This is a genomic window from Crenothrix sp., assembly GCF_043729335.1.
GTDB lineage: Bacteria > Pseudomonadota > Gammaproteobacteria > Methylococcales > Methylomonadaceae > Crenothrix.
Map to the genome: position 1 here is coordinate 20,959 of NZ_JAYTLQ010000056.1, position 16,433 is coordinate 37,391.

Annotated in this window: 19 protein-coding genes; 5 read left to right on the forward strand and 14 right to left on the reverse strand. The window is 43.5% G+C overall.

The window, feature by feature from the left end:
• Positions 1–43: 43 nt before the first annotated feature.
• Genes rng through rlmH form a run of 3 tightly spaced genes read right to left on the reverse strand, consistent with a single transcriptional unit; the run spans position 44 to position 2,536 of the window.
• Entirely contained in the window at positions 44–1,498 is a 1,455-nt protein-coding gene (rng, locus tag ACHZC4_RS12695; RefSeq protein WP_394754233.1) for a ribonuclease G, read from the reverse strand.
• A 1-nt stretch (position 1,499) separates the two neighbouring features.
• Positions 1,500–2,069, reverse strand: a complete 570-nt coding sequence (locus ACHZC4_RS12700) for a Maf family protein (RefSeq protein ID WP_394754234.1) — start codon at positions 2,067–2,069, stop codon at positions 1,500–1,502.
• Positions 2,066–2,536 carry a 23S rRNA (pseudouridine(1915)-N(3))-methyltransferase RlmH gene (gene rlmH, locus ACHZC4_RS12705; RefSeq protein WP_394754235.1) on the reverse strand — a complete coding sequence of 157 codons (471 nt, stop codon included), beginning with the start codon at positions 2,534–2,536 and terminating at the stop codon, positions 2,066–2,068. The genes ACHZC4_RS12700 and rlmH overlap by 4 nt, the downstream gene beginning before the upstream one ends.
• Positions 2,537–2,802: 266 nt before the next feature.
• On the opposite strand from rlmH, the gene ACHZC4_RS12710 reads away from it, so the two are divergent.
• On the forward strand, positions 2,803–2,979 hold the full coding sequence (locus ACHZC4_RS12710; RefSeq protein WP_394754236.1) for a hypothetical protein: 177 nt from the start codon (positions 2,803–2,805) through the stop codon (positions 2,977–2,979).
• Positions 2,980–3,084: 105 nt separating this feature from the next.
• On the opposite strand, the gene ACHZC4_RS12715 is transcribed toward ACHZC4_RS12710, so the two are convergent.
• The 4 genes from ACHZC4_RS12715 to ACHZC4_RS12730 all read right to left on the reverse strand — a co-directional run bounded on the left by ACHZC4_RS12715 (position 3,085) and on the right by ACHZC4_RS12730 (position 6,284).
• A complete protein-coding gene (locus tag ACHZC4_RS12715; protein ID WP_394754237.1) occupies positions 3,085–4,845 on the reverse strand; it encodes a hypothetical protein in 1,761 nt (586 codons plus the stop codon).
• The gene (locus ACHZC4_RS12720) at positions 4,838–5,566 is read right to left on the reverse strand and encodes a hypothetical protein (RefSeq protein WP_394754238.1); all 729 of its coding nucleotides are present in this window, start codon (positions 5,564–5,566) and stop codon (positions 4,838–4,840) included. The genes ACHZC4_RS12715 and ACHZC4_RS12720 overlap by 8 nt, the downstream gene beginning before the upstream one ends.
• Before the next feature lie 198 nt (positions 5,567–5,764).
• On the reverse strand, positions 5,765–6,028 hold the full coding sequence (locus ACHZC4_RS12725) for a BrnA antitoxin family protein (protein WP_394754239.1): 264 nt from the start codon (positions 6,026–6,028) through the stop codon (positions 5,765–5,767).
• Positions 6,021–6,284, reverse strand: a complete 264-nt coding sequence (locus ACHZC4_RS12730; RefSeq protein WP_394754240.1) for a BrnT family toxin — start codon at positions 6,282–6,284, stop codon at positions 6,021–6,023. Before ACHZC4_RS12730 ends, ACHZC4_RS12725 begins: the two co-directional genes overlap by 8 nt.
• Before the next feature lie 256 nt (positions 6,285–6,540).
• Here ACHZC4_RS12730 and ACHZC4_RS12735 point away from each other — a divergent pair, with 256 nt between their 5' ends.
• A complete protein-coding gene (locus tag ACHZC4_RS12735) occupies positions 6,541–6,921 on the forward strand; it encodes a putative toxin-antitoxin system toxin component, PIN family (RefSeq protein ID WP_394754241.1) in 381 nt (126 codons plus the stop codon).
• Complete coding sequence (locus ACHZC4_RS12740; protein WP_394754242.1) at positions 6,918–7,145, forward strand: toxin-antitoxin system HicB family antitoxin; 228 nt, start codon at positions 6,918–6,920, stop codon at positions 7,143–7,145. Before ACHZC4_RS12735 ends, ACHZC4_RS12740 begins: the two co-directional genes overlap by 4 nt.
• A 184-nt stretch (positions 7,146–7,329) precedes the next feature.
• Here ACHZC4_RS12740 and ACHZC4_RS12745 read toward each other — a convergent pair whose 3' ends face one another.
• From ACHZC4_RS12745 to ACHZC4_RS12760, 4 genes are all read right to left on the reverse strand, one after another.
• On the reverse strand, positions 7,330–7,695 hold the full coding sequence (locus tag ACHZC4_RS12745; protein WP_394754243.1) for a type II toxin-antitoxin system VapC family toxin: 366 nt from the start codon (positions 7,693–7,695) through the stop codon (positions 7,330–7,332).
• A 3-nt stretch (positions 7,696–7,698) separates the two neighbouring features.
• Entirely contained in the window at positions 7,699–7,893 is a 195-nt protein-coding gene (locus tag ACHZC4_RS12750) for a type II toxin-antitoxin system VapB family antitoxin (RefSeq protein WP_394754244.1), read from the reverse strand.
• Positions 7,894–8,144: 251 nt separating this feature from the next.
• On the reverse strand, positions 8,145–8,531 hold the full coding sequence (locus tag ACHZC4_RS12755; protein WP_394754245.1) for a hypothetical protein: 387 nt from the start codon (positions 8,529–8,531) through the stop codon (positions 8,145–8,147).
• Between the two features lie 54 nt (positions 8,532–8,585).
• Positions 8,586–8,711, reverse strand: a complete 126-nt coding sequence (locus ACHZC4_RS12760; RefSeq protein ID WP_394754246.1) for a hypothetical protein — start codon at positions 8,709–8,711, stop codon at positions 8,586–8,588.
• A gap of 252 nt (positions 8,712–8,963) precedes the next feature.
• Between ACHZC4_RS12760 and ACHZC4_RS12765 the strand changes: the two genes are divergently transcribed.
• Complete coding sequence (locus ACHZC4_RS12765) at positions 8,964–10,199, forward strand: DUF6748 domain-containing protein (RefSeq protein WP_394754247.1); 1,236 nt, start codon at positions 8,964–8,966, stop codon at positions 10,197–10,199.
• A 182-nt stretch (positions 10,200–10,381) separates the two neighbouring features.
• Here the strand turns inward: ACHZC4_RS12765 and radA are convergent, their stop codons facing one another.
• From radA to ACHZC4_RS12780, 3 genes are read right to left on the reverse strand one after another with little or no spacing between them, the layout of a single operon-like run.
• Positions 10,382–11,773, reverse strand: coding sequence for a DNA repair protein RadA (radA, locus tag ACHZC4_RS12770; RefSeq protein ID WP_394754248.1), 1,392 nt, complete (start codon positions 11,771–11,773; stop codon positions 10,382–10,384).
• Entirely contained in the window at positions 11,766–12,494 is a 729-nt protein-coding gene (locus ACHZC4_RS12775) for a M48 family metallopeptidase (RefSeq protein WP_394754249.1), read from the reverse strand. The genes radA and ACHZC4_RS12775 overlap by 8 nt, the downstream gene beginning before the upstream one ends.
• Positions 12,495–12,543: 49 nt before the next feature.
• On the reverse strand, positions 12,544–13,098 hold the full coding sequence (locus ACHZC4_RS12780) for a hypothetical protein (protein WP_394754250.1): 555 nt from the start codon (positions 13,096–13,098) through the stop codon (positions 12,544–12,546).
• Positions 13,099–13,309: 211 nt separating this feature from the next.
• Between ACHZC4_RS12780 and ACHZC4_RS12785 the strand changes: the two genes are divergently transcribed.
• Positions 13,310–16,327 (forward strand): SNF2-related protein, encoded by a 3,018-nt coding sequence (locus tag ACHZC4_RS12785; protein ID WP_394754251.1) that lies wholly within the window; start codon positions 13,310–13,312, stop codon positions 16,325–16,327.
• Positions 16,328–16,433 lie beyond the last annotated feature (106 nt).

The window sequence follows — 16,433 nt, forward strand, 5'->3', positions numbered from 1 at the left end:
TAAATCAAGCGGCTCGTCGTGCGCATTTCGAGCGCTAAAGGATTTAAAGCAGTACCACATCATACTGCTCCTGATGGTATTCACTCTCTGCCCTGAACTTGATTTGCACGCCTAGAAATAACTCCAATTCCGCCAGCATATCGGCTTCTTCATCCAGCAGCATTTCAACCACGCCATTAGAAGCCAATACCAGTAACTTCTGTACTTTATACAATCGCACTTCGCGGATAATTTCTCTAAATATTTCCAGACACATCGACTCCGCTGTTTTTAACACGCCACGTCCACCACACGCATTGCACGGCTCGCACAAAATATGTTCCAGACTTTCGCGGGTGCGTTTGCGGGTCATTTCCACCAGACCCAGCACGGAGACTTCGGTGATTTTAGACTTGGCCCGGTCTTTTTCCAGATGCCGCTCTAGCGCGTGTAACACCTGCTTTTTATGGTCGTCACTTTGCATATCGATAAAATCGATAATAATAATGCCGCCCAGATTACGTAGCCGTAGCTGTCTGGCAATGGTTTGCGCTGCTTCCAAATTAGTCTTGAAAATGGTTTCTTCCAGGTTGCGCCCGCCCACATAACCGCCGGTATTCACATCCACCGTGGTCATGGCTTCGGTTTGATCGAACACCAAATGGCCACCTGACTTTAAATTAACTTTACGATCTAAGGCTTTCTGGATTTCATCTTCCACACTGTAAATATCAAATACCGGACACTCACCCGTGTAATGTTCAATCAGCGGCACAATTTCCGGCACAAACACTTCGGCAAATTCAACCAGCCGATGGTAAGTTTCCCTAGAGTCCACCCGTATGCGTTCGATACTTTCTTTGTACAAATCTCTTAAGGTGCGGATGCTGAGCGGCAAATCTTTATGGATAAATTCTTTGGCTTTGGCAGTGATGATCTTTTCTGAGATGGACTCCCATAACTTCACTAAAAAGTTCATGTCGGCAATTAATACCGATTCTTCCACACATTCGGCAGCGGTACGGGCAATAAAACCGCCGCATTGGTGTTCTTGTCTGAACGCATCCAAACAAGCACGTAATCGGGCACGCTCTTCAGCGCATTCAATACGCTGCGAAACCCCGGAATTACTGGCATACGGCATGTATACCTGAAAGCGGGAGGGAATGGAGATTTCAGTGGTTAAGCGCGCGCCTTTACTGCCTAAAGGATCTTTAACCACCTGCACAACAATCAACTGGCTGTCGTGCAAATAATGTTCAATATTCTCGGAACCTTTTTTTTCCAGCTCCTTGCTGGATAAATCAGAAAGATGCAAAAAAGCCGCTTTGGGCAGGCCAATATCGATAAAAGCCGCTTGCATGCCGGGCAAAACACGGCACACTTGACCTTTATATATATTGCCCACCAAACCACGTTCGCGCGTTCTTTCTATAATCAGTTCTTGTAATACGCCATTCTCAATCACCGCTACCCGGGTTTCCGGCGGCGTGACATTGATTAATATTTCTTCACTCATGCTAAAACTGTATTCCTTGTTTTATTAAAAGTTGACCTGTTTCAAATAACGGTAAACCAACCACGCCGGAAAAACTACCTTTTATTGATTCAACAAACAACGCGCCTAAGCCCTGTATGGCATAACTACCGGCCTTATCAAGCGGTTCGCCGGTGTGCCAATAACGCTCCAGCTCTGCGTCGGTTAATGGTTTGAAGGTTACTTCGGTAATGCTAACCATCTGGCTGTGTTCATTGCCGCGTAATGAGATTGACGTATAAACCTGATGCGTTGCACCGGATAGCTGTCTTAGCATGGACAGCGCATCCTGCTTGTCTTTAGGCTTACCCATAATAACATCACCCAATACAACAGTAGTGTCGGCTGCTAACACAGGCAAGTGATTGCCCCATTTGGCCACACATGCGGCGGACTTTTCTGCGGCCATGCGCTGTACGTAAACCAGCGGCAATTCACCTATTCTAACGGATTCATCGATATCAACGGCAACAATACGGTAAGCGACACCAATTTGATCCAGAAGTTCTTTTCTGCGTGGCGAGGCGGAAGCCAGAATTATTTGTGCGGTCATTCGCGGTGGTAAGGATGGTTGTTGAGAACACTCCAAGCACGGTACAACTGCTCGGCGACAATAATACGCACTAAAGGATGCGGAAACGTTAACGGCGACAAGCTCCACGATTCTTTCGCCAATGTTTTAACCGACTCAGCCAGGCCTTCTGGCCCACCCATTAATAAAGCAACATTTTGGCCGCTGTCTTGCCAACGTTTGAGTGACTGGGAAAGTTCTAGGGTTGTCCACGCTTTGCCAGGAATATCCAGGCTGACAACATGGGCATATTGGGGTATGGCGGCGATCATTCTGTCGCCTTCCTCTTTTACAATACGCGCTACATCACTATTTTTACCGCGTTTGCCGGGAACGATTTCTTTTAACATCAATGCACACTCGCGCGGCAAGCGTTTGGCATATTCATCGTAGCCCTGTTGCACCCAACCAGGCATACGATTTCCCACTGAAATAAGATGTATCTGCATAAGGATCAGAATACAGATATCAGGCGTTTGTTGCAATGTTCTGTATTAATGCCCGACAGTTTTGTCACACAAAAAACCGAAGTCAGTCATAGCTTCATTTTTAATAGCATTAAGCCCAAAAAATCTATGCTAAGTTTTAAAAACTTCGAATATCGATTAAAGTTTACTATCCAGCCGATTACTCCCGGCACAATTGGCGTTTACAGGAGAAATAAGATGACAATGCGCTGAGAATACCCGATTACTATAAGGCAGAGATTGAAAAGTTGAAGGGCAATACCTCCATTAATCAGTTTATTGTCAATGCTATTGCTGAAAAGATTTCGGCGTTGAATACGGAAGCTTATTTACAGGAACGGACAGATCGCGGCTCGCGGCAGCACGCATTAAGCGTATTGGATAAGGTGGCAGATGTTCCGCCGGAAGATTATGACCGTGTTTGAGGCCGACATCTATCAAACCTGAGTTGTTATTGGCTCATATAGGATGCGCCGATTCAAGCTAGCGCAGCGCTCGTGATTGATGCGTTTCACTTTGTTTAGCACATCCTATGGCCCTGTTGTAGGCAGAAAATAACTATCCTCCATATCTGGGTGTGGTTCAAAACTATTACCCAAATACCTAATTTCACTTACATCCTGTGGTAGATTTTTTATTCGGGTGAGTGCTGTATTTGCACATTCACACTGTTCGGCATCAAGATAAAACCGATGTTCATCAAGCCAATTTCGTGGTTTGTGATAATTATCCTCTGTTGCTTGTTCTAATTGCTCAATAACTTGAATGATTTTTGCTTTTTCAATTCTAGGTCTAAGCAACGGAAAAATATCAACCATTTTATCATCCGATACAACAATTGCTAATCGTTGTTTTTTATTGGCTTCCACATAACGAACACCTGAATTAAACCGCGAACCGCGCGAAGGTGTGCATTGTTCATTTGCAAAGCCATCAAGAATGACACCTATTGCATGACAAATACCAAAAGGGTCAAGAATAATAGTGCCATCTATACCGCTGACACGCTGAAACAGTTCTGTTGTCATCAAAACAGGTTTAATTGTTGTACCTTGTCGTGCCAAACGCTCTGCTTCGCTTTCTGCATCATTTGCTATGATTAGCGAACTGCCATGATTTTGTTTTATTGCAAAATTGAACAACTGCCAAATATGATTTTGTTGTTCTGAGGATGTTTGCGGAAATAAACGTGAGTAATTATCCAAGAATCTATCGCGGCTAATAACTTCTTTTGGCAATGAAGGTTTGCCGTATTCACTTTGAATTAAAACTTGTTCGCCACAACGTAATTGCCAGTGATAATGGTCTAAAAAATCAACAATAAAAGCATCTTGCTGTGTCGCATCGTGATTTTCATTGAGTTTTCCTAAACCATGAATTTTTTCACAATCGGCTATCAACATGATGTCTTGCGAAGCCATTTGTAGAATTTTCCGCGCCCATCGTGGTTCATTAAATGGTACTGGCTCAATAAAATGTAATCTGTAATCAATTGCTGGATTTTCAGGGTTTACCAGTAATAATCGACCTTTCCCTTCTGCCCTTTCATACATTAATGAGGAAACAAGATTTAGTTGACTTAACATATCAAGATAACAATTTGAATCTTTGATAAGTATGCCAAATGTTCTTAGAAAATTTTTAGCAGTTTGGTATGTAAGTTCTTCAGGTCTCGAACCGAATGATATTCCACGCCCTGAGTCAGGACGTTTTAATTCGCCAGTTGCTTCTGCAAGTAACATTGATATTGCAGCATGAATAAAACTTGAATAACCAGCCATGCTGTGCCATCTAATTTCTCCGTGAAGAGGTGGATATTGCTCAAAAACTCCTTCGGGTACTTGAATAACAGGAACAACATAATATTCATCAACTGGATAAGACACTCCGCAAAATGAACGGACTTTATATTTATCATCATAAGGTTTTAAAGCTTCCCCAACAGCAGAACTAACGGAATCACGCCGAATATGTTCAGGCTTTTCACGCATAGATAAATCATCACCATAAATTATGTTTTGGCTTGGATGCTTTTCAAAAATATCCTCAACTCTATCAAGTAATCCAGAAAATAAATCAATTGACCATTCACCATTTTCTGGTTCAACACAGACCTTATTTCTATTCTTGCTTTCAGGACGGCGTACACCAACAACTAATGCTTTTGGTTCAATGGATATTCCTAATGTCTCAAATACTTGTTTCGCTAAATAACCGACTGAAAAACGGTAATGTTCCTGATAGCCCCACATGAATAACAATATACCTTTGCCTCTCATCGCATTACCCATTATCAATAGCTTCAAAAGCACTTTTGGCACTAACATAATCAGAATACAAATCTTCTTTTTTCATCGTTGCGTTAAATTCTCCTGAGCTATTTCTATCCGTCCAATAATGCCCATTTAATCCGCTTGGTGGGTCGCCTATCACAGTAACAATCATTGCGCCAAAATGAATAGGGCTGCGTTCTCGAATAGAAAGCAAAGGTTCACTGCGATAAATGCCACTGATTTTATAAAGGCCATCCTCCGCACGTTGAATCGTAGAACTGATTAATTCTGAATTTTGTTCTGCTGTCATCAACCGAAAACTAAGCTGTGAATAAGTTTGTCGCACCGCAAGATAAGCTTCGATTTCTGGTGGCGATTCGCCAGTATTAGGGTCTTTCCATGTGCTTTTCAGCGTGACTTTCCAAGTTCCACGAACATCAGGTTTTTCAACAAACCAGCCGTGTAAACAACGCCATCGCCAAAACCACTTTTGAAAACCTAAAAGTAGTAGAGAAATAACCGTAATGGTGGCCGACACCGCACTAAGCCAGCTAATTTTGACGGCAACGCCATTGGCCAATAAAACTATTCCGCCCACAAGAGCAGAAATAATCAATAGTGTCGTTAAATGAAGTTTAGAAAGCATAAATATAAAACAATAAAATAACAATAAGAAGAGCTTAGGAATTCGATAAACCGCAATCAATAAAAGCTGTAAGGCAGATTCGCCGTTAGGCAATCCGCCATTTCGGAGGATATTGATGGCGTTTTGCTATCGCGAAAACGCCCTACGAAATATGCTTACGCTAAAGTGGAACATACACCCCAGCATTGCTAAAGCTCCAATCAATAAGGCGCATAGCGATAACGTAATGCGCCCAATGATGCTTATGTAAATCATGCCATAGAATAAGCTACGTATTCCGCCTAATACTTTTCAAGTTGGATGCAACTCTTTTCGAATAGTCTCCCGCACAACATCCGCTAACGTTATGCCTTGAGCAAATTGCCGTAAAGCCTCATTCATAAGTGTTTGATAATTTCCACCGCTCATTTCAGCACGGGCCTTAAAAATCGCTAACGTATCATTATCAACACGTATCGTAATCCGCGACTTACCACCCTGTTCGGCTTGTAATTGTGCCAAATGCGGCACATCATGAGCACGTTTGGCATTCGTAAAATCATACTCTTTATCCATAATAACTCACCTCTCTCGTTGTCGGTTTTCTAGCTGAAATAATTCGAATGGATTCTCCACGCACGGTGTATACGACTAGCAATAGCCGTGCTTGATCACTCATACCTAACAATACCCAGCGGTTTTCACCTTCTACATCCTTGTCTTCACGCACCAAAGCCATTGCATCTAATAAACAGCTTGCCGCCTCGGTAAAACTAACATCATGCTTTTTTAAGTTAAGAGCAGCTTTGTGGCTATCGAATTCAATTTTCATCCTTTTATTGTATGTACAAATGTATGCAAAAACAAGGATTAGCTTACCCCATTACAGGAAAACAAGTTATGTGTTGATTTATTTAGAGAAAGAACTCGTAAGACGGATTCGCCGATAGGCAATCCACCAATCACAGAATCCGATAAGCCGTAATTAAAAGTACCGAATAATGCCCATGCAAACATACGGCTGAATGCGCTATCGCTAATGCACCCTATAGTTCAGTAGCTTCTATGGTAGCAAATATGCTACCATTTTGGGCACGGGTTCTGCTAACGAAGTGGTTGCGTCTTGCCTACGCGAAGACCATACGCCACTGATGGGGGCAGCCCTGTTTGCCGAATACAGCGACGTGATTAACCGTGAAGACATCTTCAAGGCGTGTCACTTGAACAAAACTGAACGCAACGAATTGCTGGACATCTTTTTTGGTGTGTGCCGTTGGACAGACATCTATTTCGGCTGGCGACCCAACCTAAAAGATGAAGCCGACAACCATTTGATTGAACTTGCCGTGGCAGGCCATGCCCAATGCATAGTGTCGCGGAATATTAGAGATTTAAAAAGCGGTGAATTGTTATTTCCAGAACTTTCCCTGCTGACACCCGAAACGTTTTTACGAGGAGACACCTTATGAGTGCGTTAACCCTGAGATTACCTGAACAAAAACATCAACGTCTAAAGGCGCTTGCCAAAAGCAAAGGCATGAGCGTCAACCATTTGCTGGAGGAAGTCACCACCCTGATTCTAGCTGAGTTTGATTTAAAAACGCAGTTTGAAATTCGCGCCCAACGTGGGCAGGAAAAAGCCGAACGGGGACAAGAACTGTTGAATAAAGCCAAAACCGGATTTTCTGAATAGGAAGCCTATCATTTGGGTTCTGACTCAATAAGATGGGGTAAACACACGTAAGCCGCAATCACTAGGGCGCATAGCGATAACGTAAAGCTGCAAGGCGGATTCGCCGATAGGCAATCCACCATTTGGGAACATATTGATGGCGTTTTGCTATCGCGAAAACGCCCTACGATATTCCTACACATAATTACGCCAGCATTGCCACGTTAAACCGTAAGGCAACCGCTAATAAGCGCTTATCTCGTGTCCATAATTTGGCATTCCTGGCCAGTTGAACAGAAGCTAACAAATGCACATCAACAAGCCCTATGCCTAAACCAAACAACGCATGTGATTCTATGAACGGATTGATTTCGTCAGCAAAAATAACGGGCGCTTGTGGCAAATTATTTAACAGACCCAAAATGGTCTGGCGTTGCGGTAGATTACCTAATGCCAGCTCACCACGCACAAAAGAATGCACCAACACGCTGTTATTTTGTAACAGGTTAACTAATAAAGGTTCGGTTTTGCGAAGATGGTCAATCCACACGGAAGAGTCAACTAATACCATTTTTTAAAGTTCGGTTTGCCGGCGTGAAATAGCCTGCAAGTCGGGCTCTATGCCGCCTAAGCTGGCTAAACGCTTTGCACTTTCGCGTTCTATCAGGGCTTTTAAGGCTTCTTTTAGCAGGCTGGTTTTTTCTTTTAGATTGGTTAGGGCTTGGGCTTTTTCCAGTAACTCATCATCTAATACAACGGTAGTACGCATGGCATTCTCCTTTAGTTGGTCATCAAATGATGCGCTTTATTGTGCATTTAGGCAACTCCTACGGGCTACGAACCATCTATGGAATTAAGCCTTATCACTTTTAAAGCGGTAAGCCCGTAAGTTGGTTTCGTGCCTGCAAATCGCCCCCAGAGCTGGATTCCATTATCATTCAAGCCAGTTATTAAAGAACAAGAGGATAAACAAGTTTGCACTGAAATGTGCGATTGTATTGTAAAAATAATAACTTACAATTACTTACTCATTACCAGCTCAACCAACTTAACAAAGGCAGGATTAAATAACGTTAACCCAAATATAGCAATCCCCACCAATATTTTTAACCATAATGTATTTTGCTTAAGTTCTGACCGCACTACGCTGATCTCAGCACTCAATTCTGCGCGAAGCGTACTAATTTCTGCGCGCACAAATTCTTTAGTCGCCAATTCTGCTCGTAATTCATTGTACAGCTCTGACTTAATTGCTTCTTTTTTATGAACAATAAGCTCTTCAGAATGATGCTCAATCGCTTGAATAGAGCCTTCTATAGCTTTCGCAAAAATTTCCGCTTTTTGCCTGTCATGATTAAACGCCTCTTCTAATAATTGAAAGGCATCGCGTGGTATTGAATAAGCCATAAACCTCTATCTACCTGATGGATTTAGATGGTTGCATTATAGCATTGCCAAACATCATGCCGATAGCCAGCTAAATAACAAACCAGTAACTCTTAAGGCGGATTTGCCGATAGGCAATCCACCAATCACAAAATCCGATAAGCCGTAATTAAAAGTACCGAATAATGCCCATGTAAACATACCACTACCGTATTACGTCCTATAGTTTTTCAGATAAATAATTTCCATTTTTTTAAAAAAAAATTATTTTTAATCAATGTGTTATAGGGTAGTCAGTGGAAGTTATTTATCTGAAAGTCTATATATATAGTTCTGGAAAATTAACCATTAACCTAAACACTCCTGGCACTCTTCTCACAAAAGAAACTATACTTTTATAGTAGCAAACAAGTGCTTTCTGCTTGTTTTTGTCACATTCTGAGGTAGAGAAATATGAATAAAATAATTATTTTGTTATGCAGCATAGCCGTTTCCGTTTTTACATCACGTATAAGTATTGCCGCAGAAAGCGTACATTTCTTAACCATTACTAGCGGATTTGTAGTAGTAACGCCGGCTCGTGCCCATTTGTTCAAACCCGTTAAAAGCAAATTGACCGGCAGTTTCGGCATGGGTTTGGATAAGGGCAAAATTCGTTTCTTAAATACCAAACTGGTGACTAAACCAGAAGAATCATTTTTATTGCCCCAATTGGCTGGTACATTTAAAGACAGCATCATTTATGCTGCACCGGATAAAAATGGCTTTGATAAAGGCTATCACGGTACGTTTGATGGTGAAAAGATCAGCATCACCGGGGCCGTAGATAACCGCCCTTTTGATGGCAATTTGATTGAGTATAGCTTTAAAGCCATGATAACCAAGCCTGACCGCGACAACCACCAACACGGTTATTTTAACCTGCGGCACGATAACCGTAAGTGTGTGTCGCCCTTGTGTGGTGGGGTATTTATCCAACAGGTAAATAGCACAAAAACCCGTTGTGCAGATGGCAAATATAAAAATGAATGCTACATCGCTACTGTAAGTTGGCTTAACTTTGCTAGTGCGCCTGCTGTCGATAGCCAAAACCTATTGGTGTATGGCTGGATTTCGCCTAAACAATACTCAGGGTTTGGCAATTTAGGGCTGCTTTCTGTGTACTCGGCTTATGAACCAGCCACCAACACACCAGTAACAGGTGTATTTGTAAGCTTAAAAAACAATGGAATTGTTTGTATTACCACGCCTTGTTTTTCCTATGATGAAACTGTGTTGAATACCACTACCACACGATCTTTATCCGGTATAAATCTGGGGTTTGTAAAAACCACCCCAAAAAAGCAGGATACTGCAAATGCCGTGCTTGCCAACAAATCCATTTTACTGGCGCAAGGCTATAATCGAACTGAATACGGAGTGACTGGCCCTGGCCTTGTGTTTAATGCCAGGCAGTTCTATTTGCCGATTGTTAACTGCAAGGCCGGTTATCAGGCTACAAATGGCCAGTGTGTTACTGCATCGGGCTGTATTGCCCCTAAAATTGAAATGAGGACTTACGGAGGTGCCGCATTTGTTGATCCGATAACTGGCGAAACCAAAAGCAGCGTTTCAACAAGTTGCGTAGACGCTTGCCCAACTTATGGCAACTTGGAAAATAATGGGATATGCGCCGTGTTTGCGCCGTAACCCGGCAACTCATACAAGGCGGATTAGCCAGACTTACACTTTAACCTGCAACCCAATGTTATCTAAACAGCGATTATGGCGATTATTATCACGGTTTCCAAGGCGGGGTTGTCGCCCAAGACTGCATCAAAGCAACTTTAAGATGCGTAAACATTAGGATACTGCCGAAGTAAAAGAGCTCATCATTTGAGAGCCATAGGACTGACACTGGATAATCCGAACATCACCTCCAAAGCCTCAGACAACGTAGCTACCGCATAAACCTGCAAACCGGCAATTGCCTGTTTAGGTGCATTGGCTTTAGGAATTACGGCAATTTTAAAACCATGTTTAATCGCATCAACAAGCCGCGCCTGGCCATTACTTACGGCCCTGATTTCCCCACTCAACCCCAGCTCGCCAAAAAACAACACCTGCTGAGGAATAATCTTGTTTTTTAAACTGGACACCACACTGACCACAATGGCCAAATCAGAACTGGTTTCGGTAATTTTAATGCCACCGACCACGTTAACGTAAATTTCTTCCTGCGCGGTAAATACATTGCCATGTCGTGTTAATACAGCCAGCAACATCGCCAAACGATTTTGATCAATACCTACCGCCAAGCGTCTGGGATTGCCGTACTGGCAGGCAATCACCAACGATTGTATCTCCACCACCAAAGGCCGCGACCCTTCCCATAACACCGTTACTACACTGCCTGCACAAGGCGCTTGGCGGTTTAAAAACAAGGCAGAAGGATTTTTAACTTCCTTAAGGCCGGAACTGTCCATCGCAAAAAAACCCAGCTCGCCCACACTGCCAAAACGGTTTTTATCGGCCCGTAAGATACGAAACCGCGCATCGTCTGTGGATGTCAGTATGACTTGGGTATCGACAATATGGCTTAAGGTCATAGGCCCTGCCAAGGATTGGTCTTTGGTCACATGCCCCACCATAAACACACAGACATTGTGTTTTTTGGCATATTGCGTCAAGTAACTGGCAGATTCTCTCACTTGCGACACAGAACCGGGCGCAGAATCGGTATTTTCTGTGTAAACCACCTGAATGGAATCAATGACTAAAATATGCGGATTAATTTCTGTGACTACGTTGCAAATAGTTTGCACCGACGTTTCCGCCAGCATCATAATTTTCTCAGCAGGCAATTTTAACCTGTGCGCACGTTCGGCAATTTGCTGCAAAGATTCCTCACCCGAGACATATAATACCCGTTCACCTTGCGCTGCCATATTGGCGACGACCTGTAACAACAGGGTACTTTTACCCGTGCCGGGCGCACCGCCAATAAGTGCCACGCCGCCCCTGACCACACCGCCGCCCAGCACACGGTCAAATTCCGACATACCGGTAGACACCCGTTCGGTGTGTACCAGATCAACATCCGACAATAACTTAACTTCAGAACGGCCACCTGCATAACCCACAGATCGCGCACTCCGTTCAGGAGCCAGTTTGATTTCTTTGATGGTATTCCATTCACCACAACTGGTGCATTGGCCATTCCAGCGCGGGAAATCAGCTCCGCAACGTTCGCAAACGTAACTGGTTTTCAGTTTTTTAGTCATGAAAGGCCATCAGACTGCGTCCCTGGGTTTTCAGCCAGCGCCGACGTTGTAGATAATCCGGCAAATGCTCAGTCACTAAATCCCAAAATTGCCTGGAGTGGTTTTTAACCTGAATGTGGCACAGCTCATGCACTACCACATATTCCAATACTTCCGGCGGAGCTAAAATCAATAACCAGTTAATATTAATATCACCCTGAAAGCCGCAACTGCCCCAACGGCTTTTTTGCGATTTAATGGTGATACTGCGGGGGAATAACTGCTTTCTTTCAGCGTGTTGATTAACAGCCACTTGCACCTGCACCAGCGTTTGTTTTCTTAGCCACTGCAACAAGGCTTTTTTGATGGCTTCGCTATGCTGTTCAAGCGGCAAACCCTCGGGCACATACACTATAAAATAATCGGTAAATTCAATTTTTAAGCGTTTTAATTTTGTAGATTGAATAGAGAGCCTATAACCCTTACCGCGGTACAAGATTTCCGTGTCATTGGTGTAAACATCAGGTATTGGACTGCTATGAGGTTGGGTTATCTGCGCTATTTTTGCCAAAGTTTGCTCTATCCATTGGCGTTTTTCGTGCACAAATTGGTCTACGTGCTTTTCTGACACACCTTTTAGCGGAATAACCACTTCAACTTTACCTGGTTTAACGACAATACGTACCCGAGTGGCGCGTGCACTGTGCTTTATTTGATAAGCAAAAGGTAGATTAGTCAGCATAAATTAGGTGTTATGGATATTTTTTCGGAGGCAATTAACAACCAGCCATTCATAACGCCAAAAATCCTAAAACCACACTCACCAACCCCAAAATAAAGACAAAGCCCAGCGAAAACATACCCAGCATTAACATAAAGGGGTTGACCAACGTGGTAATGCTAATGTATGAGCCCAGCATTCCCTTGGCGTCTCTCAACATAGACCCTACTGACCATAAACCTTTACTCGCGCTCAAAAAACTTAGCTTCGAGACTTTGCCTGCACGTATGCTTTGTACATTGTCACGAATTTCATTTTTGGCATCGCCCATCATTTGGCCCGCAATAGTTGGCAATTCTTTCAACTCTTCCAAAGACCACCAAAAACGCAATAAAATCAACAAAGGCATTAATGCCAACCCAACAACCAGTAAAACAATAAGCACCGAAAAATGTTTAATCAACCCTAACCAAACGCCAATCCAGACTACAGCCAATACGCCCATAATAAGCACAAAGCGCAGCTTATCGGCCACACTGTCAACCAACGGCAAAAGCCGCGTAAATAACGCCAGCAGATGTGCCTTCTTTTCTGATGTGGCATCAAGAGAATGTTGTTCTGCCATAAGAGCACTTACCTAAGGTTGATTTGTCGTTAGATTTCTCGTTTAATTTTAGCACTTTTATCGCCCTGGCTTGTGCGCTGAAAAAATAGCGCAACTTATTACGCCGTAACTGTCATTATGTCCGACAAAATAAGTCGCTAGCGTTACACTGACTTTTTTGAATACTCAGGTACAATTGAAAAAACTTACCTTTCGTTAGGCTTCTTTACCCATGAACAAAGACTTATTTATCTACGATACTGAGCGTTTTAAGCGTATTGCCCCAGAAGATATCCTGCAACAAGGGCTGGCTTATGTGTCTGAGCACTCAGTGCTGGCACTAGATAAACAAGACAACATTCTCAGCGCTCAATTAGAAGACAATAATAGCAGTTCGGGGTATGCAGTAGAGTTAACGCAAACCAAGGACGGAAAATTAGACGTTCGGTGTAATTGCAGCAGTGAAAATAACGTGTGCAAACATGCCATTGCTGCCCTGCAAAGCTATACCGCTCAAACCGAAAGGCATGACCTACACATTGCCACTATTATTGATGAAACAATACAGCACTGCATTAACAAAGGCCAAAATGAAGTCAGGGTTAAATTAATCAGTGGCAACCTGGGCTTTGGTGTCTGGCAAGCCACCTCCGCTGTTCTTAATCCCAACAACCTGGATGCCTACCAAGTCCACATCCGCTCATTGGATCAACGCGTCAATTACTGCAACTGTCCTGATTTAATCCGCTATCGCCTTGGCACCTGCCAACATATAGAAGCCGTACTATATTACGCACAAAGCAAACCAGATTACGATGCTTTCAAAAAATCCGGCCCGCCGGTTTCATTTACCTACCTCGCGTGGGATAACAATAAACCTGTTATTCGCCTGTATCCCATAGCGACTATAAGCGACGATCTCAGCGCCATCTGTAGCGAGTTTTTTGCACCCAAAAAAAATTTTACAGGCCAATTGCCCGACGATTTTTTCCGCTTTGCCGAACGCGTTGCCAACAGAGAAGATTTTCATCTCGGAGAAGATGCCCAGCACTACGCACAGCACTGCGCAAACCTTGCAGCACAAGCTACGCACACAGAGCAAATCAGCCAAAATATTGTCCATAGCAACGGTGTAATGCCTGGGCTTAAAGCACGCTTATTGCCGTATCAAATACAAGGCGTTGCCTTTTTAGCCTCGCGCGGCAAATCAATACTCGCAGACGACATGGGCTTAGGTAAAACCTTGCAATCCATTGCAGCGGCCTGTTGGCTAGTGAATCATGGCGACGTTAAAAAAACCTTGGTGGTCTGCCCTGCCCCATTAAAATACCAATGGGCACGGGAAATAAAAAAATTCACCAGCCACACGTCGCAAATTATTCAGGGCAACGCCGACCAGCGCACTTTACAATACCAAGCGGAGGCCTTGTTTATCATTGTTACCTATGACGTACTCATACGCGATCTAAACCTGATCAGCGAAGTGCTTCAACCTGATCTGCTCATTTTAGATGAAGTTCAACGCATCAAAAACTGGCGTGCCCGCATCATCCCAAAACTGAAACCCATACCCTGCTCGCATATTTTCGTATTAAGCAGCTTGGCATTGGAAAAACGTCTGGATGATATTTATAGCTTATTACAGGCGGTAGACGCACAGCTTCTAGATCCGGCATGGCGTTATTTACCGGATTATCAGATTACCGATGAACAAGGCAATGTCATTGGCTACCGTAACCTGACAGCCTTACATCAGCGTATCGCCCCCGTTGTATTACGGCGAACGTACAGTGAAGTCAGTACCCAATTGCTGGAAAAAACCGAAGTGCGGCTTGATGTGCCGTTGGACAAAACCCAGCGCGAATTACACGATGTCGCCATGTCTGCTGCAAATCAATTAGCAGAGCTTGCAACCCACCGAACCTTAACGCCTGGCGAACAGCAGCGTTTAATGGCAGCATTGCAACAAGCCCGTCTAGCCTGTAATGCCGCAGGTTTGATTGACAAGGAAACGCAAGGTTCGCCGAAACTACATGAATTATCTTATTTGCTGGAAAATCTCTGCCTGCAAAATAACCATAAGGCGGTTATTTTTTCGCAATGGGCATTAATGACAGAAATGGTAGCCGCCTTAACCCAACAGATGGGCTTAATAACGCTGTGTTTGCACGGCAGCACACCTAATGACCAGCGTAGTGAAATAATCAACAACTTTAAAAAAGATAATGCTGTGCAAGTGCTTATCTGCACAGATGCCGGCGGTATCGGCTTAAATCTAAAGTCGGCAACTGTATTGATTAATCTGGATATGCCGTGGAATCCTGCCATTCTGGATCAGCGTATTGCCCGGATACATAAATCCGGTCAAAACAATCATATCCAAATATTTTCGATGCTAGCGGAAAACTCTTACGAACAACAGGTCGCCAAACTGGTAAAAAGTAAACGCGATTTATTTGATAACATTATCAGTCCAGAAACTTCTGACGATATCGTCGGCGTTTCTAAAAAAATGCTGCAAACTATCATTGATTCACTGACCAGTAATCGTGTTAACGCCGACACGCGTCAAGATAACCACAAACAACCCCATGAGCAATCCGCTGCATTAAAATCAACCCAAGCCAGTGCAGTGTGGGTAGAAACTGAAGATGATCTGCGCATTCGCCAACTCCTTGAAAAAATTCAGCAGGCTTTTAAACACCGGACTCAGCAAGTTATAGGCTCTACCCAAGGATTGTTAGCCATTGTCAATCAACTTAATAGCAATGACGAAGACACTGCACAACACTTATCAAAATGCGGTATTCCGGTTGCGGTTATTGACAGCCCCACCCTAACAGGTTTAAAGCGCTTAGAGGCGTGTGCCGCGCTGTCGGTAATGCCGTCGTTATATGAAGCTAATAATGAAGCCAACATCAATCCGTTGACCCACTTAGCCCATGCAAAACTGCATTCCGCAACCATACTACTGGCGCAAAAGTCTACGGCCGGAGTTTTAGATTTACTGGCCTCAGCTTTGTTATTGCAGGCAGCGGCCATTACAGGACAATTTCAAGCGCCGGCACCCGATACCGTAACAGTTTGGTTGCATAATGAGATACTACCGCAGCAATTATTAACCCCTGAGCAAGCTGCCACCATAATACGTATAGTATCTTTACAGCAAAGCCAGAATGTGCCATTTATTTTGATTGAACAAGCCGCTGCTGATGCCTGTTTGTTTTTTCATGGACCGTGTAAGATTTAAAAATCAGCACGCTGGATTAAAATAATGGGCTATCCATATATGGACTCCTCTTTTTTGCAAGCTTTTTATTTTCGATTTCTACGATCAGGAAACGCAGTTGCATCCA

Coding starts and splice junctions, on each gene's coding strand:
- ACHZC4_RS12775 (WP_394754249.1), bottom strand. CDS start 12,494: ATGCTGACTAATCTACCTTTTGCTTATCAAATAAAGCACAGTGCACGC.
- ACHZC4_RS12750 (WP_394754244.1), bottom strand. CDS start 7,893: ATGCGTACTACCGTTGTATTAGATGATGAGTTACTGGAAAAAGCCCAA.
- ACHZC4_RS12780 (WP_394754250.1), bottom strand. CDS start 13,098: ATGGCAGAACAACATTCTCTTGATGCCACATCAGAAAAGAAGGCACAT.
- rng (WP_394754233.1), bottom strand. CDS start 1,498: ATGAGTGAAGAAATATTAATCAATGTCACGCCGCCGGAAACCCGGGTA.
- ACHZC4_RS12745 (WP_394754243.1), bottom strand. CDS start 7,695: ATGGTATTAGTTGACTCTTCCGTGTGGATTGACCATCTTCGCAAAACC.
- ACHZC4_RS12760 (WP_394754246.1), bottom strand. CDS start 8,711: ATGTTTACATGGGCATTATTCGGTACTTTTAATTACGGCTTATCGGAT.
- ACHZC4_RS12700 (WP_394754234.1), bottom strand. CDS start 2,069: ATGACCGCACAAATAATTCTGGCTTCCGCCTCGCCACGCAGAAAAGAA.
- radA (WP_394754248.1), bottom strand. CDS start 11,773: ATGACTAAAAAACTGAAAACCAGTTACGTTTGCGAACGTTGCGGAGCT.
- ACHZC4_RS12740 (WP_394754242.1), top strand. CDS start 6,918: ATGAGTGCGTTAACCCTGAGATTACCTGAACAAAAACATCAACGTCTA.
- ACHZC4_RS12725 (WP_394754239.1), bottom strand. CDS start 6,028: ATGGATAAAGAGTATGATTTTACGAATGCCAAACGTGCTCATGATGTG.
- ACHZC4_RS12715 (WP_394754237.1), bottom strand. CDS start 4,845: ATGGGTAATGCGATGAGAGGCAAAGGTATATTGTTATTCATGTGGGGC.
- ACHZC4_RS12765 (WP_394754247.1), top strand. CDS start 8,964: ATGAATAAAATAATTATTTTGTTATGCAGCATAGCCGTTTCCGTTTTT.
- ACHZC4_RS12755 (WP_394754245.1), bottom strand. CDS start 8,531: ATGGCTTATTCAATACCACGCGATGCCTTTCAATTATTAGAAGAGGCG.
- rlmH (WP_394754235.1), bottom strand. CDS start 2,536: ATGCAGATACATCTTATTTCAGTGGGAAATCGTATGCCTGGTTGGGTG.
- ACHZC4_RS12785 (WP_394754251.1), top strand. CDS start 13,310: ATGAACAAAGACTTATTTATCTACGATACTGAGCGTTTTAAGCGTATT.
- ACHZC4_RS12730 (WP_394754240.1), bottom strand. CDS start 6,284: ATGAAAATTGAATTCGATAGCCACAAAGCTGCTCTTAACTTAAAAAAG.